This is a genomic window from Desulfatitalea tepidiphila, from assembly GCF_001293685.1.
Lineage (GTDB): Bacteria > Desulfobacterota > Desulfobacteria > Desulfobacterales > Desulfosarcinaceae > Desulfatitalea > Desulfatitalea tepidiphila.
In genome coordinates this window covers 1,269,891-1,285,725 of record NZ_BCAG01000003.1, presented here as the reverse complement: position 1 = coordinate 1,285,725, position 15,835 = coordinate 1,269,891, and the positions used below count along the sequence as shown (strand labels likewise).

Annotated in this window: 12 protein-coding genes and 1 tRNA gene; 6 read left to right on the top strand and 7 right to left on the bottom strand. The window is 53.0% G+C overall.

Annotated features, from left to right (window positions below; all coding sequences use genetic code 11):
- Positions 1–86: 86 nt before the first annotated feature.
- Positions 87–1,820 carry a tetratricopeptide repeat protein gene (locus DFT_RS10385; RefSeq protein ID WP_054031128.1) on the bottom strand — a complete coding sequence of 578 codons (1,734 nt, stop codon included), beginning with the start codon at positions 1,818–1,820 and terminating at the stop codon, positions 87–89.
- A gap of 69 nt (positions 1,821–1,889) precedes the next feature.
- Entirely contained in the window at positions 1,890–2,855 is a 966-nt protein-coding gene (locus DFT_RS10380; RefSeq protein ID WP_054031127.1) for a sigma-70 family RNA polymerase sigma factor, read from the bottom strand.
- 125 nt (positions 2,856–2,980) lie between these two features.
- Between DFT_RS10380 and DFT_RS10375 the strand changes: the two genes are divergently transcribed.
- Positions 2,981–3,057: transfer RNA gene (locus DFT_RS10375), tRNA-Arg, on the top strand.
- Between the two features lie 215 nt (positions 3,058–3,272).
- Here the strand turns inward: DFT_RS10375 and DFT_RS10370 are convergent.
- From DFT_RS10370 to DFT_RS10355, 4 genes are read right to left on the bottom strand one after another with little or no spacing between them, the layout of a single operon-like run.
- Positions 3,273–4,535, bottom strand: a complete 1,263-nt coding sequence (locus DFT_RS10370; protein WP_054031126.1) for a serine/threonine-protein kinase — start codon at positions 4,533–4,535, stop codon at positions 3,273–3,275.
- 2 nt (positions 4,536–4,537) lie between these two features.
- On the bottom strand, positions 4,538–5,470 hold the full coding sequence (locus tag DFT_RS10365) for a S1 family peptidase (RefSeq protein ID WP_054031125.1): 933 nt from the start codon (positions 5,468–5,470) through the stop codon (positions 4,538–4,540).
- Positions 5,467–6,195, bottom strand: a complete 729-nt coding sequence (locus DFT_RS10360) for a Stp1/IreP family PP2C-type Ser/Thr phosphatase (RefSeq protein WP_076750501.1) — start codon at positions 6,193–6,195, stop codon at positions 5,467–5,469. The genes DFT_RS10365 and DFT_RS10360 overlap by 4 nt, the downstream gene beginning before the upstream one ends.
- The gene (locus tag DFT_RS10355) at positions 6,188–7,807 is read right to left on the bottom strand and encodes a serine/threonine protein kinase (RefSeq protein ID WP_054031123.1); all 1,620 of its coding nucleotides are present in this window, start codon (positions 7,805–7,807) and stop codon (positions 6,188–6,190) included. Before DFT_RS10355 ends, DFT_RS10360 begins: the two co-directional genes overlap by 8 nt.
- A 209-nt stretch (positions 7,808–8,016) precedes the next feature.
- On the opposite strand from DFT_RS10355, the gene DFT_RS10350 reads away from it, so the two are divergent.
- The 5 genes from DFT_RS10350 to thiL all read left to right on the top strand — a co-directional run bounded on the left by DFT_RS10350 (position 8,017) and on the right by thiL (position 14,317).
- Positions 8,017–9,072, top strand: coding sequence for a polysaccharide deacetylase family protein (locus DFT_RS10350; protein ID WP_083453431.1), 1,056 nt, complete (start codon positions 8,017–8,019; stop codon positions 9,070–9,072).
- A 67-nt stretch (positions 9,073–9,139) separates the two neighbouring features.
- Entirely contained in the window at positions 9,140–10,708 is a 1,569-nt protein-coding gene (locus DFT_RS10345) for a tetratricopeptide repeat protein (protein ID WP_054031121.1), read from the top strand.
- 35 nt (positions 10,709–10,743) lie between these two features.
- Entirely contained in the window at positions 10,744–11,727 is a 984-nt protein-coding gene (locus tag DFT_RS10340; protein ID WP_054031120.1) for an FHA domain-containing protein, read from the top strand.
- Positions 11,728–11,748: 21 nt separating this feature from the next.
- The gene (locus tag DFT_RS10335) at positions 11,749–13,326 is read left to right on the top strand and encodes a type VI secretion system contractile sheath domain-containing protein (RefSeq protein ID WP_054031119.1); all 1,578 of its coding nucleotides are present in this window, start codon (positions 11,749–11,751) and stop codon (positions 13,324–13,326) included.
- 13 nt (positions 13,327–13,339) lie between these two features.
- Positions 13,340–14,317: a thiamine-phosphate kinase gene (thiL, locus tag DFT_RS10330; RefSeq protein ID WP_054031118.1), complete on the top strand. Its 978-nt coding sequence runs from the start codon at positions 13,340–13,342 to the stop codon at positions 14,315–14,317.
- A gap of 16 nt (positions 14,318–14,333) precedes the next feature.
- Here the strand turns inward: thiL and DFT_RS10325 are convergent, their stop codons facing one another.
- The gene (locus DFT_RS10325; protein ID WP_054031117.1) at positions 14,334–15,761 is read right to left on the bottom strand and encodes a DEAD/DEAH box helicase; all 1,428 of its coding nucleotides are present in this window, start codon (positions 15,759–15,761) and stop codon (positions 14,334–14,336) included.
- Positions 15,762–15,835 lie beyond the last annotated feature (74 nt).

The following is a 15,835-nucleotide window of genomic DNA, read 5'->3' as shown; positions in this document are numbered from 1 at the left end:
AAAGATAAAAAGGCAAAGTATCAGAGGAAGGATCAAGCCAGTAAAGTACGTCCCATTGCATCGGGTGAAGGTCTGCATGGCAACTTTCATGGCCTTTTCGTGATGGCTCGAATTTTTTCTGCCAGATCTTCTCGATCTTTCGATTCGATCTCCAATGAACGCTGGTAATATTTCAAGGCCAGATCCGACTTATTCAACTTCTGATACACATCGCCGAGGTGTTCCAGGATGACCGGATCGTCGGGCACCAAGGCCACTGCCTTCTCCAGCCATATCAGCGCCTGCTCGTACTTTCCCTGCTTAAAATAAACCCACGCCAGGCTATCCGTAATATAACCGTCCTGGGGCTTGAGTTTCAAAGCGCGCATGACCAGGGCCTCGGCCTTATCGAGTTCAATGCCCATCTCTGCATAGGTATAGCCCAGATAATTCAACGCCTTGACATTGTCCGGCTCAGCAAGCAGGACCTTTTCCATAAGGGCAATGGCCTCCTGTCGCCGACCCATTTTGTCAAAAACGACACCGAGCCGAAATCGCATGCGCACGTTCTCCGCATCGAGCGCCAATCCCTTTTCCAATATATCCGAGGCCTCTTTATATCGCTTCGATTCCTCGTAAAAAGAGCCAAGATAGAGGTAATACTCCGCCTGTTCCGGGTCTGTTTTAAGCGCTTGGCGAATAATATCTATCGCCTGATCGACCTGCCCCGTATCATGCTTCAAAACAGCGCGATGAATCATTGCGTTGGCATAGAACCTGGACGACGGCGCGACTTGTTCCAAGTGGCTTGAGGCCTTCTCGGCGCGATTCAAACCATCGTAGGTCACCCCAGCAAGGTAATGAAGCTCGGAACTTCCGGGTGCGCCTTTCAGCATGCCCTCAAAAATCCACGCTGCGGTCTCATATTGTTTAGTCTCCAGGTAGTTTTCGTAGACGTGGGATAGAATACTATTGTCATTTTGGCTTCTTGCGCCCAGGTTTAAAAGCAAGGGCAATCCGTTGGCCGCTTTGCCGATTTCCCGAAAATAGACCGCCAATTCGAAGGAGGCTCTGATATTATCGGGGCTGTAATCCAGAATAGACTCATATGTTTTGACGACCTCGGCGTTCATTTGTCGTTTACGATAAATATCGATCAATTCAAATCGTGTCTCTTCCAAAGAGGGCTCCAGCTCAAGAGAACGATTAAAAGCGGCAATGGCCTCATCAAATTTTCCTTGATCGGCCAACACCTTCCCATTGAAAAAATGTGCGGCGTAAGATCCCGGAAAATTTTTCGCCATAAGACGGAAAATACGCTCGGCGTTGGCCAAGTTTCTTTCATTCCAGTAAATTCTTCCTAAGTGGATATAAATGTTCGGATCGGAAGGATTTCCAGCCAAGGCTTTTTCATAAAAAGCCTTGGCCTCTGCATCCATCTTCTTCTGCTGATATATTCTGCCCGCCAGGGTCAGGGCATCGCTGCTATCCGGATGGTCTATAAGTACTTGCTGAACAAGTGTCAGTGCAGCATCCGTATCATTGTTCAGGAGATGCAGATTGGCCAACTCCATTCGGATGGCAACCGACCTTGGATCGAATTGCATCGCTTTTTCTAAATACCATTTTGCTTCGCTCAGATCACCGGACTTCAACTTCATCTGAGCCAATGAAAAATAGTAATACGCAGCGGCGTTGGAACTCGCGACAGCCGAGGGAAACTCCGGGACATAGGCGTCATGCCCTGCGTTATCCCGGAAGCGGTCAAGCACACCTTGACAACCCATCAGGAAACAAAGACAAAGCAGTTGAAGCAAGCAGCTTTTGTATCTCAAAATCATATATCACTTCCATGCCGTAGGAACCCGCACCAGGCGCAGCAAAGCTCAGGCACACGGCATGCACACTTTCTAATCGGTTTCGTTGGTGTATGCTTCGAAATCGGGGATTTCGCTCTTGAAGAAATCTCGCATTTTCTTGATGACGTTTTTCTCGATTTGCCTGACACGCTCGCGTGATATGCCGTAGCGATCTCCGATTTCCTGCAAGGTGACCGGGCTATCGGAAAATATGCGCTGGTCGAAAATTTCCATCTCACGGTCCGTCATCTGCTCCCGGAATTCGGCCACCTTGTTATGCAACAACACCTCTATCTCCTTTTTCGCAACCCTGTCCTCTGCCGAGGCGGTGCCCTCACTGACGAATTCTATTCTTCCCGTATCAGATCCGTCTTTGAGTGGAGAGTCGAGGGAAACATCCCAACCATCCAGGCGTTGATCCATGTCCACGATTTCCCGTTCGGACACCCCCAATCGCTGGGATAGAAGCTTGGGCTTGGGATCGAAACCCTGTTCGATCAGTCGCTGCTTTTCTTTTTTCAATTTAAAAAAAAGCTTTCTCTGACCCTGGGTCGTTCCGATTTTCACCAGGCGCCAGTTATCCATAATGAATTTTAGGATATAGGCTTTGATCCAAAACGAAGCGTAATATGAAAATTTGACGTTCTTGTATGGATCGAATTTCTTTACAGCCTGCATAAGGCCGATATTGCCCTCCTGGATCAAGTCCAGCAGGTTCTGCATCCAGACCCTCTGAAATTCCAACGCAATCTTTACCACCAACCTGAGATTGGAAGTCACCAGCTGATACGCGGCCTCCATATCCCCTTCTTCCTGAACCCTGCGGCCCAATTCGATCTCTTCTTCACGTGTCAATAGGCGATACCGACTGATTTCGGACAAGTAGCGCTGCAGCGGATCAAATTTGGCAAGCGATTTACTAGCTTCCGCACGTTTACTCCGATTATCAATTTTTTCTTTTGCAAGCGGCTTTTGTTCACCCGTCGCCGCGTCCGATGTTTGTTTCGTCTTGCTCATGGTTCATCAACTTTCATTGAATATTTACCCGTTATTGCATCTCCAATCGGTTCTGAATGCAACTTGCCTTTTCTGTGGACATCCCCGATTTCCTATGCTATTTGGCTTATCCGTCCGTCGCCCAAGCGCCTGTAGCTCAGCTGGATAGAGCAACGGACTTCTAATCCGTAGGCCGCAGGTTCGAATCCTGCCAGGCGCGCCACAGCAACCATCCCGGCGTCTTGTTTTGAATCATACCCGCTGACTCGAAAGCCCCCTGTATTCGGATGCTCCTCCATAAAGAATTGCAGGATATCATATTCTTAGTAGGTTTTCAAAATAATATACATCCGCTTTCACGCCCCTTGCGGGCCTGTGTCAGGCCAACATTGGGTCAAGGGTCAACCGATGGCGAGACGTTCTCCGGGCAGGCGTGTACTATTGCAAGGGTCGCATGGGAATGTGAAGCGGTGTTTCTCCTGAGATGTCGACCTGGGCTTCCCACTCAAAATATCCAGGCAGATTCAATCGCAGCTCATATTTTCCTTCGGGGAGTGAAAGCGACAGGGGCGTTTGACCTTTTAGACCATTGTTCACAAATACTTCGGCACCTTCGGGTACGCTGCTGACATTCAAGTGGGCTTGTTGAGCCGCAGGCAGATCGCCTGTGGAAGGTCCCTCCTGAACGGCGGATATTGGCCCGGCCGGTTCGCTAACCGAAAGGCCGTTGCTGACGCGGCTGTCATCCACTGGCGGCGAGGACGAACGGAATTGGAAGGCCAATCCTAGGAGGACCACAAACACCGCCAAGCCACCGATCAACACCAACGGCCTGCGATGCAGGGCCGGTTTCTCGGGTCGCTGGGATGGCACATCGGTTGGTTGCAGCACGGGTACCATGCTAGTGAGCGCATCGGCCAGTTGTCGACCCGTTTGAAAACGCTGCTCAGGCGGCTTGGCAAGGCACTTTAATACCATTTCCGATAGAATCTTCGGGATGAATGGATTTTTCTGCTCTGGAGGTACCGGTTGGTCCTGGGTGATCGCGCGAAAAATCGCGGCGATAGTGTTTCCCCCAAAGGGCCTGGATCCCGAAATCATCTCGTAAAGAATGACACCCAGCGAAAAAAGGTCGGAGCGGCCATCCACCGTTTGGCCCATGACCTGTTCGGGCGACATGTAGACCGGCGTACCCAGAATTTCACCGGCCTGGGTTTGATAAGCCGAGGAGGCGTCTTCGATTCTGGCGATGCCGAAATCGGTCAATTTCACTTGGTTTCCATCGGCCAGGATAATGTTGGAGGGTTTGATGTCCCGGTGAACGATCCCCTGGCGATGGGCATAATCCAACGTTTCGGCAACCTGCCTTGTAATATCGAGGCTCTCCACAAGGCTCAGGCGGCCGGATCGCACCACTGCGTTGAAGGGCTCGCCCTGAAGATACTCCATGGCAATATAGATCGTCCCATGATCCTCGCCGACATCGTAGATGGTCACGATATGAGGGTGCGACAATCGGCCAATGGCACGCGCCTCTTTTAGAAAACGCGCCACAAAATCCTTGCTCGTGACCCTGTCCGGTCGCAGCACCTTCAAGGCCACCAAACGGTCGATTTGAGGATCATGGGCCTTGTACACCACGCCCATGGTCCCTCTGCCCAACTCATCGATGATCCGGTAACGGCCGTAACTTTCCGTCATTGTCAATATTTTCCTAAAAACTGGAGAATCGTTTCAAACGGTATAAGAAACCCGACGGCATCTGTGCCGCGGTAGCGGCCTTTGACCACGGCGGTTAACCTTCCACGGCTGTCGAGCACCGGACTGCCGCTGCTTCCCGGTTCGGTATGCATATGTGCCTGCCAAAGCGGAAAGCCGTCTACCCGTCTCGGAGGCCCGTCCAGTGCGCCGACCTGGATCATCCCTGTCTCTCCGCGCGGACATCCCAAGGCATATAACGGCTCGCTTCCGCCAGGCGCGAAACGCCCCTTGTCTAGTGGGATAATCGCAGCCAGCTGCTTGGGCACCCTTATCAGGCAAAGATCTCGGCTCGCGTCCAAACTCAAGACACGCCCAGACACACCATGACCATCGGAAAATAAAACCCTGACCGATTGCCCGACGACAAGATCGTGGGCCGTTGTCGCAACAAGCCCGCCAGGGTCGATGCAGAAGCCACTTAACTGAACCGACCTTTCTTTTCCCGAAGCGTAGATGCAAACAATCGCCGGGAGAAGATCCTTCACCGCTTGTGGAATCGCATCGTCCAGGGTAACTTCCTTGGCATCGGCACGATGGACATACCCTTCCAGATAAGATCGTAGAGATGATATTTGTAACGGTTGTGCTGATGCATCCCCGGTCACCTGAAGTCGCGTGGCCAAGGGGGTATGGGCACTCAATTCAATAATCCAGGCACGATCCTGACCGCGTGTTTCAATGACGCGATGACCCTGGTTCTGAACATAATGGAGGAGTTGGATATCGTTTACACTCAACCAGGATCTGATCACTTCTTCCGCTTCGGACATGGGAATGGAGACGATAAAGTCGTTGACGGCGGCCTTTTCGTCCGCTCGGGCCGGTGTGTTGAGCAACACCAGAACCAGCATAAATATGCGCAAAGTAAAATTCATGCAACCTGGGCCAACACCACCGTAATATTATCCTTCCCACCGGCCGCATTGGCCATGTCCACCAGCTGGTCCGCCTTCGACGCAATGGGTCCGTCCTGAAGTAAAACCCTCAAAATATCGCGATCCTCAATCAGGTCGGTCAATCCATCGGAACAAAGAAGAAACAGGTCGCCGGAAAAAATCGGTCCCCGGAGCGTATCGAGAGCCGGTGACGGGCGGACACCGACGGCCCTGAGAATAATGTTACGCATCCGGTGGGACCTTGCCTGTTCTTCGGTAATCAGGCCCTGATCGATTTGATCCTGAACCAGGGAGTGGTCTTTGGTCAGCTGTTTCAGATAGCCCTGCCGCAGCCGGTAGGTCCGGCTGTCTCCCATGTGCCCGATAACATAACCGGTATCGGTAAATGCCAGCAACTCCGCTGTGCAGCCCATGCCTTTGTGCTCGGGATGACTCGCGACATGGTCGAGAATTCGATCATTGGCATCTCGAAATGCAGCCTGGACGCGATCGACGAGTTCCTGTTCGGTTGCCGGCTTGGGGAATGAAAAGAGTTCCGCAGTGGTTTGTGCGAAGATCAGACTGGCCATCTCCCCGGCCGCGGCGCCCCCCATGCCATCTGCGACAAGACAGTACACCATTGCCGGGTCGAGCATGAAGGTATCTTCATTGTTGGACCGAACGAGACCTGTATCCGTTCTACCGATAAATTCTATTTTATGCATTTTTCATTAGTGTTCGTATAAAGTTGGAAAGATCGGATTCTCCGTAAGACATTTGCAGCCTGGCTCTCAACTTTCTCAGATCGTTATGCAGCGACATGGCGTCGGCATAACGCCTGGTCTTGTCCTTTTCAAGACACTGCATCACGATCCGGTTCAAGGCGTCAGGAACCTCGGGCCTTACGGAAACAATAGGCGGTATGACCATTTCCGGTATGGTCCGAATGGCTTGAATATCTGAATCGAAATGGTACAGGCGCCTGCCGGATAGAATTTCATAAAAAACCAACCCTAATGCGTAGATATCTGCCTGGTGATCCACCTCATTGCCCAGAGCCTGCTCAGGTGCCAGATAGGCCAGCTTCCCCTTGATCACGCCAGCCTGTGTCAGACTGGGCTCGGTGGTCGCCTTGGAAATACCGAAATCACTTATTTTGACTTCACCTTGATTGGATATCAATATGTTCTGCGGACTGATGTCCCTGTGGACGATCCCCAAGGACCGGCCGGTGTCATCGTCCTTCCGGGTGTGTGAGTAATGCAAGCCGAGGCTGATTTTCATCACAATGAATATCGCCATATCCACCGGCAACGGCGCTTTCAATTTGGCCATGATCTGCCCCAGATTCAGGCCGTCGATATACTCCATGGCGATAAAATAGGTGCGTTGAATTTTACCGAAATCGAATATCTGAACGATATTGGGATGCTGCAGGAGTGCGGCAAGCCTTGCCTCGCGAACGAACATGTTGATGAAGTCCTGATTCTCGACCAGATGAGGGAGGACTTTTTTGATGGCCACTTTGCGTTTGAAGCCGTCTTCGCGCACATAATCGGCGATATAGAGTTCCGCCATTCCGCCTTGTGCGATCTTGTCCTTCAGACGGTAGGGCCCGATGATGGATCCATCCGCCGAGATGGAAAGATGTTTTGGTGAAACACTCGTTTTTCGTCGGCTCAGCCATAACACCATCACTGCGACAATGAACAAAGTCGAGGCAAATGCGAGCAGTTTGTAGAGCCTGGTACGGCTGTCGATATCAGTGATTCGTTTCTTCGGCACACCGAAAACCGCGCTTCCGATTTTTACCCCTGAATAGGTGATGTTCTGGGTAAACGTGATGGTATCCAAGCCATCCGCCATCACACCAGATTGGACCACCACTTCGTTCAGCACCTGGATTTGTTCAGCGGCTTCGAGATCTTGATAGGGCTGGTTGAATCGCTCGGCATCGGTGTGCGCCACCACCTTGCGCTCATGATTCAAGACTGTCGCAAAAATGACCTTATAGGTTTTGGAAAAATCGGCGACCTCCCTGTTCAGCCCCAACAGATCGTCTTCCAGCAGTTTCGGCGCGCTTTGGTTGGCCAGAGCCTCTGCGGCGACAGCATGCCTCAGGAAAAAGGATTCTTTCTGGCGGACGCCGAATGAATCCAGAAAAAAGAAGCAGATAAAGAGCGTCAAACACCATCCAACCAGAACAATCCCCAGCGCCTTCTTGTTGTTTCGAAAAAATGCAATCCGATCCACCTTTTCATTGAAGGACCTGAACGTTCCAGTGGTCAACTGCTTGAGCCAGAGCTTTGTCGCTGAAGTTTTCTGAGGTTCGGGCATATTCGAACTCCTGATCCCGTATCACTGAGAACCAACCCATACCAACCCATTATCGATCGCGCTGGTCATTTAGGCTCAAATTGATGATTTTTATTATAATATCCGGTTATTGTCAATTTAAGAAATTCCTCGGTGTTGTGCTTCCAGGTTGCATGTGCATCCCCGATGTGATATGCATCGTTAACAAACTTTTGATTTAAAAGCACTAATTGATTCACCTGCTCATCGGCAAACCTTCTACCGGTATGGAAAAACGAATGCAGATCCTACGAGCCCGTGGTATTTCGCTGTGCTTTTTAATCTGGGTGATGTGGAGTTCGGGATGCGCGACCCAACCCGTTTCGACGACACCTGCTACGCCCCAGTTTCATCGTTCCAAGGACTATATCCTCTACCGTGCCGGCCCCGGTGACACCACCGCCTCGTTGGCCCAGCGCTTTCTTGGCGATGCAGAGCTGGCCTGGATGATCGATGATGCCAATGACGCCCAACCTTTCAGGCCGGATGGATATGTCGTCATTCCCTTGAAAATCAGAAATCGGGGAGGTGTGTTTGACAATGGCGTGCAGCAGGTCCCGATTCTGTGTTATCATCGTTTCGGAAATCATTGCGACTCCCCTCTTTGCGTACCTGAGGAGTTGTTTGAAAGGCAAATGCGCTATTTGAAGGAGAACGGTTATCGCACCATCTCCCCGGATGATCTCCTGGGGTTTTTGGAATACCGCAGCCCCCTTCCACTCAAGTCGGTCATGATTACCGTTGATGACGGATACAGTTCGTTTTATACAGTTGCCTATCCAATCTTGAAAAAGTATGGCTTTACGGCGACTTTGTTCATTTACACAAACTTCGTGGGCGTATCGAGCAAAGCCCTCTCTTGGAACCAGCTCCGCGAGCTAAGGGCCCAGGGCTTCACCATTGGTTCCCATACGATCGCACACAGTGATCTTTCCAAAAAAGGCGACAATGAAAGCGAAGAGGCTTACATGCAGCGCCTTTGGTACGAAATAGGTGATTCGAAAAAAATCCTGGATGGAAAACTCAACCAGAATACCACATTTTTCGCTTACCCGTTTGGCCGCCTGAACAGCAGCGCCATACACATCGCGCAGCGGGCCGGATACAAACTGGCCGCAACGGTCCAACGTGGTGGCAACCCATTTTTTTCAGACCAGTTTGCACTTCAACGCGATCAGGTTTTAAAAAGGGATATGGTCACATTCGTATCGCATTTAAAAATTTTTCAACCCTTGTCCCTCAGGTGATCCCATGAAACCTTGCTCGAGAATTTTAAGCCTTTTTGTTGTTGGATGGATCTGCGCAGGTTGCGCCATGTTAACGGGCCAACGACCCGATCCGGAGTTGGCGGCCCAATATGTGCGCAGTGCACAGGACCTGGAACATCAGGGTGATCAGGCGGCTGCCCTGGAACAGTACAAATTGGCCCTGACCGCGGATCCGCAAAACCAGACCGCAAAAGAAAATTCAGAACGATTGACCCGGCAATTGGCACAGTTGGCTGATGAACGCTATCAACTCGGCATGAAGTATCATGCCCAGGGTAAATATGGCTTGGCCCGCAAGGAATTTCTCACCGCGCTGAAATATCAGCCGGATCATCCCCATGCATCTAAGATGTTGGTCTCGAGGGAACCTGAAAAAGCTCCTAAATATGTATTTCACGTGATCAAACCCGGTGAGAGCCTCTCGATGGTCGCTAAGACGTATTATGGAGACTATCAAAAGTACCATGTCATCGCCCAATTCAACGACATCGACGACGCAACCAAAGTCAGACCCGGCCAGCGCATCATGATTCCGGAACTCGACTCAATGGCCCCCTTGACAGGCACTCCGGAGCACCAGGGTTCGGCGACCTCCTATGTCGAGCATGTGCTGCGTCCGGGAGAAAGCATTTCAAAGTTGGCCCAACAATACTATGGTGATTACAAACAATTTCATATCATCGCGCAATTCAATGGGATGGAAGACGCCACTCAGGTTAAAGTCGGACAAACCATAAAGGTACCCAAGGTTGCCGGGCTTCCGTTTCACGACGCGCCTGTAACTGCAGGAGATCAGAAAAAGAAAACCGCAGCCGAAACGACAATGCCTGCCGAAGTCCCCCCGTCTGATGCATACCCGGCCGCCCAGCAAAATGGTGAGTCGAACGAAATCGAAATGCAGATCATCGCCTATCGTGATTCCGGCATCGACCTCTTTAATGAGGGCAAATACGAAGACGCCATATTCGAACTCAACAAAGCAATCGAAGCATCTCCAAACGATTCTCAAACCCGGGACTACCTGTCCCGCGCCTACTACGAGAGCGGAAAGCAGCTGTTTGATCAACACGATTACGACGCTGCACAAGAGGCCTTTGAAAGCGCGCTGCAATACAATCCCCAATGCCAGCAGTGTACGTCCTATATCGAAAAGAGCAAAATCGGCCCATTGGTAATGCACCGCAACAAGGGCTTGGATTACTTTAACGACAACCAATTCAGCCTGGCGGTCCAGGAATTCGAAAAGTATTTGATGAACCAACCTCAGGACAAAGAGATTCGTACCTACTTATCCAAGGCCTATTTCGAACAGGCCATGACGGCCTACAACAGAGGCGATTACATGATCGCCAAGAAGGGATTCGAGGCGGCCGCCGCCAACGATGCCAATTGCCAGCAGTGTGCGACCTATATCGATCAATGCCTGGTCAACTATAAAGAGGCCCATTACAACAAGGGTATCATCCATTTCGGCAAGGAACAGCTGACCGAAGCCATCGCCGAGTGGGAAAAGGTCTATGCGGTTGACCCCGGTTACAAAGAAGTGGACCAGAATTTGAGCCAAGCCAGAAGACTGCTGGAAAAATTGGAGCGCATCAAAAAGAGCCATCAATAATTATATAACCCCCAAACAGTGATCGAGTTTCCATCATGAGCACCATCCCCAACATCACGGTCCAACTGGTCCACTTGCAAGGTCCGTTAAAGGGCGAAATTCAAGAACTGTCGGAAGGAGATATCCGAGTGGGACGCCACCCGGATTGTGAGGTCCTGTTTCCGAAAGAGATGGTGACGCTGTCACGCGTGCACGCTCGTATCGTTCGGGAAGGCAATCGTTTCAAACTCATCGATCAAAGCACCAACGGCACCTATGTCAATGGCCAACGGGTATCGGAAACCTATCTCAAAGATGGCGACGTGCTCATGTTCGCCGAGGGCGGCCCAAAGGTGAGCTTTCTGACGCAAATCAGCGCCACCCCACCGCCACAAACACAGAATGTTGCCGCGCCGGAAACCGCGTCGCCAGCTCCGCCCCTCAGACCGCACCAGGTTCAACCGGTAAAAGCGCAACCTTTTCCCCAGGGCCGTGAATTGCATCAGCCGCCCAGGCACACCGAAAAACCTGCATTTGCGGCATCCGCAAACCAGACTTCCCCGCCGCTGAAATCTCCACCATCTGCGGCCATGCCGACGGCCGAAAAGGTTAAAGCACCACTGGCCATTCAATACGGCCCGGCGCTCAAGTCATTTCAAGCACTGCCCATAGTGATCGGCAGCGGTGCGGGATGCGATTTTTTGATCGCCCATCCCGGGGTCCGGGAACGTCATGCGCAAATCTTTTTCGCGCAAGATAGATATTGGATCAAGGACCTGACCGGGTTAAACTGCATCACCATCGACGGGCAGCCGATCCAAACCCAAATGTATCTCGAACCCAACGCACAACTCTCACTCGGCGAACACGGACCAAAATTCAGGTTTCTGGGGGGAGGTCGTCTGGCGGAGGTCGAAGAGCCAGCACCGGTAGAGCCGACGCCGACACGGCCGCCCGCTCCTGAAACGCCCCAAAAGCAGGAATGGTCGGAAAAATTGAGCCACAAAGCCGGTGGCCTGATTAAAAAATTTTTCTCATAACCCCATTCATGGCAAATTGGTATGTCTACTGTTGACACCCGATTTAAAATCCTCGCCTTGGCGACTTTCGCTCCGGAACCCGATGACGCCCTCGCCATCCAGCCGCAGGTGGTTGATCGCGCATCGTTGGATGAGGTCATGGGAAAAATGGCCCTTCATCTGGACCTGATTGTCGAAAAGTCCCTGTGTCCGCAAGGCCGGCTGGCCTTCCGATTTGACCGCCTGAAGGCCTTCCATCCGGATGGTGTGGTCACCTCGCATCCTTTTTTTAAACAGATCTCCACAGTAAAAGATTATATTAAGAAAGCCCGTCAAAATGGTGAACCCAACGACCATATCCGCCAGGAGTTACACCAGTGGCCGGAACTGCCGCCGATCGAGCTCCAGGCCCCCCCGGTTTCGCCCAAGACGCCGAATCAACTTAGTCAAATCGATCATATTCTGAATATGGTCGCCCTGGACAGCGCCACTCACACCAAGGCGGATTCAATTCGAACAGACACGCAGCAGCTCGATGCCATCTCGTGCGGCCTGTTGAATGCGCTTTTCGATGACAAGCGGTTTCAAACCATGGAAAGCGCCTGGCGCGGGTTGAGGCTATTGCTCCAACAGGGCATTGACACTACAGAGACCACCGTCTCGATCTCGAGCGTGCAGCCCGAGGCGTTGGAAGCGAACCTGGAAGCGCTGAGCCCTCACATCATCGCCGATCTGCCCAACGTCATCCTGCTCGACCTGCCCTTTGACAACACCCCATTGGCGGCGGAACGACTCGAAATCACCGCCCGCTGGGCAGCCACATGGATGGTGCCGATCATCGCCTGGGTGCCGGCCTCGTTTTTCCAGCTGTCCCAATGGTCAAGCTTGGGCACCCTGCCCTACATCCCCAACCACCTGGGATCCTCTGCTTATGCCAAGTTCAACCGCCTGCGCCAATCGTCGGACGGCTATTGGATCTGCCTGACGTGCAACCGCTTTCTGGTTCGCTACCCTTATGGTGAAGAGAATCCACCGCGCCACACCCCTTTTGTCGAGTCCGGCCGGAACTGGATCGCACCGGTTTGGGGCCTCGGCACTTTAATCGCTCAAAGTGTTTCCAGGCATCGCTGGCCGACCGGCTTTTGCGATAAGCAGCACTTTCTGATACAAGATCTGGCGTTCCATACCGATGGGCACCTACCACCCATGGTATCCGAAACTCATTTCGATCAGAATCGCTTGTCCCAATTCGTGGAGGCCGGATTCACGCCGCTGGCCACGGCACCCAAAAAGGATTGGGCATTTTTCCCCGGAGCGGTGACGGTCAGCGGTCAATCACTGGCCTATCAGCTCCTTCTCACCCAGGCGACTCAGTTTATCCTGTGGTGCAAAGACCACCTTCCTGCGGAAAACGCCCCGGACGATTTGAAGCGGCAGCTGGAATCGTATCTGATCCGTTTCAGCGAACAAAGTGATCCGCCTCTGTTTTCTTCCATCGTAATTGACATTGAAACGCAAGCGACCCAGGCCGAAAGCGGCATCCCGCTGACCATCCAGTTGATGCCGGGTGCCGCGTTTCTGCAGAACCGCCGGCCCATCGAGTTACGGCTCAACTGGTAGAGTATTCAGTCCTATGAAAATCAAGGACATCGGTGGAGAATTTGCCCTGATCGACCGCTTGGCGGATCTGGTCGCCCTAAATCATGCGCAGGTCGTGCAAGGCATCGGCGATGACGCTGCGGTCATCCGCACAGCCCCCGAACCGGCCCCCTACCTGCTGGTCACCACGGACCTGCTTGTCGAAGGGCGGCACTTCAAAAGCACGTGGGCCAGTGCCCATCAAATCGGATTCAAGGCATCGGAATGCAATGTGAGCGATATTGCAGCCATGGGGGGCACCGCCCAATGGATGTTCGTATCCCTTGCACTGCCCGAAGATACGGAAGTTACCTGGGTTGAAAAACTCTACCAGGGGATCATGGCCTCTTGCCGGCAGCATGGCACCGCGCTGCTTGGCGGCGATACCACCCAGGGCCCAACCACGACCATCAACATTGCCTTGCTTGGATCGGTGTTGCCCGTGCATCTGTGTCTTCGCAGCCAGGCCCGGCCCGGCGATAGATTGATGGTGACCGGCTGCCTGGGGGGATCAGCCGCTGGTCTGGCGCTGTTGATCAGCGGTCGAAAGCCTTCCGACTATCTCTTGAAAAAGCACCTTGAACCCAGATGCCGCATGGACGTGGCCGGATTGATCGCCCCGTTGGCCAATGCCATGATCGACATCAGCGATGGTTTGGGCGCCGAAGTGCATCATATCTGCACCCAAAGCAAGGTAGGGGCTGAAATAGATGCAAAAAAAGTTCCACTGCAAGATGAGGTGATCCAGGCAGGACGGATGATCGGCGTCGACCCGATGCAATGGGCGCTCGGCGGCGGAGAGGATTTCGAACTGCTTTTCTCCATATCGCCGCAAAATCTCCCCACCCTATTGCAGAGTGGTGTCGATTGCTACGAAATAGGGCGCGTAACGAACCAGGCGGGACGCGCCCTTCTTATCGATGCAGATGGCCATGCCACGCCGCTGACAGGTGGATACAACCATTTTGGATAACGTTTGAGGCGCTCGGCTATTGGCTTTGGATGGGTCCCGTTTCGGTTTTCGCGGCAGCAACGCCAGACCGATCGTCCTTGCCCCGGCCCCGCCGACGCGATCCGGATCGCGTCGGCGGGCGGGTTCTCTGTTTGCGTTCGCCCTGAGCACCAGCCGCAGAACCGGAAGGCCGTCGCCGGCGGCTCCTTTGGGAAGAGCGCGACCGCTGCGGCTTTCGATCTTCGTCTCGCGCTTTTCGTTTCGCCGGAGGGGGTGGCAGCGGCGTCAACCATCCCTCTTCTGGATGAATACAGGGAAGTCTATAGCCGATCAGCTCTTCGATGGCCGGTATAAAAAAACCATCCTCTTCGTCGGCGAAGCTGATCGATGTTCCGGATGCGCCGGCCCTTCCGGTGCGTCCAATGCGATGGACATAGTCTTCCGGATCCCGCGGCAATGTATAGTTGATGACATGGTCCATACCCTCGATATGGATTCCCCTTCCGGCAACGTCGGTGGCGACCAGCACGCGAATCTTTCCGGCCTTGAAATCTTCCAGCGTGCGCACGCGCGTACGCTGGCGGATATCCCCTGACAACACCGCGCAATCCATCTGATACCGCTGAAAAAGATCGGCCAGACGGCGGGTTTCATCCTTACGATTGCAAAACACGATCACCTGCTTCAGCCCTTTTCGCTCAAGAATATTGTAAAGCAAGGCGGCCTTTTCTTCCCGGGTGACGATATAGACGATCTGTTCGACCGAATCGACAGCCACCTGCTCGGGCTCTATTTCCACATGGATGGGATTCCGGGTCCACTGGGCCGTCAGGCGTGTTACTTCCGGCGTCAGCGTGGCGCTGAACAGCAGGGTCTGGCGTTTATCCTTGTGCGGCGTGGCATAAATGATCTTGCGCACGTCCGGGATAAACCCCATATCGAGCATGCGGTCCGCTTCGTCTATGATCAGAATCTCCACTTGATCCAGTCTGATGTCGCCCTGCCGTTTGTAATCGAGCAAACGTCCGGGCGTCGCCACCACGATATCGCTATTCGTCTGGGTCAGCTGGCGGCGCTGCTTTTCATAATCCATGCCGCCAAACACACTAGTGATGGTCAGGTCTGTATATTTGGCGAGCTGGCGTCCCTCCTCGGCGATTTGCATGACCAGTTCCCGGGTCGGGCCGAGGACCAGAACCCGCGGCGAACCTTTGGGCAATTGGGTCTTGGGCGTCTCGCTCAGCAAACGGGTGATTATCGTGATCAGGAAGGCGGCCGTTTTACCGGTACCGGTTTGGGCACGGCCGGTGGCGTCTTTGCCCGACAGCGTACTCGGCAGGATTTCGGCCTGAATAGGCGTGCAATACCGAAAACCCAGATCGGCGATGGCGTGCATCAGGGGATCCGGCAATCCGAGATCGTGAAACCGGACCTTTCCTTCCTCGGGAGCCACTTGAAAGGACATGAGGTCCCAACGTGGCGTTACAATAGCCTCAGGCGCCACTTTGGCAGACGCTGCGGGTCCAATCGACCGCCGCT

Excerpts from the sequence above, each read along its gene's own strand:
- DFT_RS10355 (WP_054031123.1), bottom strand. The coding sequence starts at position 7,807 with ATGCCCGAACCTCAGAAAACTTCAGCGACAAAGCTCTGGCTCAAGCAG.
- DFT_RS10380 (WP_054031127.1), bottom strand. The coding sequence starts at position 2,855 with ATGAGCAAGACGAAACAAACATCGGACGCGGCGACGGGTGAACAAAAG.
- DFT_RS10385 (WP_054031128.1), bottom strand. The coding sequence starts at position 1,820 with ATGATTTTGAGATACAAAAGCTGCTTGCTTCAACTGCTTTGTCTTTGT.
- DFT_RS10365 (WP_054031125.1), bottom strand. The coding sequence starts at position 5,470 with ATGAATTTTACTTTGCGCATATTTATGCTGGTTCTGGTGTTGCTCAAC.
- thiL (WP_054031118.1), top strand. The coding sequence starts at position 13,340 with ATGAAAATCAAGGACATCGGTGGAGAATTTGCCCTGATCGACCGCTTG.
- DFT_RS10345 (WP_054031121.1), top strand. The coding sequence starts at position 9,140 with ATGTTAACGGGCCAACGACCCGATCCGGAGTTGGCGGCCCAATATGTG.
- DFT_RS10335 (WP_054031119.1), top strand. The coding sequence starts at position 11,749 with ATGTCTACTGTTGACACCCGATTTAAAATCCTCGCCTTGGCGACTTTC.
- DFT_RS10360 (WP_076750501.1), bottom strand. The coding sequence starts at position 6,195 with ATGCATAAAATAGAATTTATCGGTAGAACGGATACAGGTCTCGTTCGG.
- DFT_RS10340 (WP_054031120.1), top strand. The coding sequence starts at position 10,744 with ATGAGCACCATCCCCAACATCACGGTCCAACTGGTCCACTTGCAAGGT.
- DFT_RS10370 (WP_054031126.1), bottom strand. The coding sequence starts at position 4,535 with ATGACGGAAAGTTACGGCCGTTACCGGATCATCGATGAGTTGGGCAGA.
- DFT_RS10325 (WP_054031117.1), bottom strand. The coding sequence starts at position 15,761 with ATGTCCTTTCAAGTGGCTCCCGAGGAAGGAAAGGTCCGGTTTCACGAT.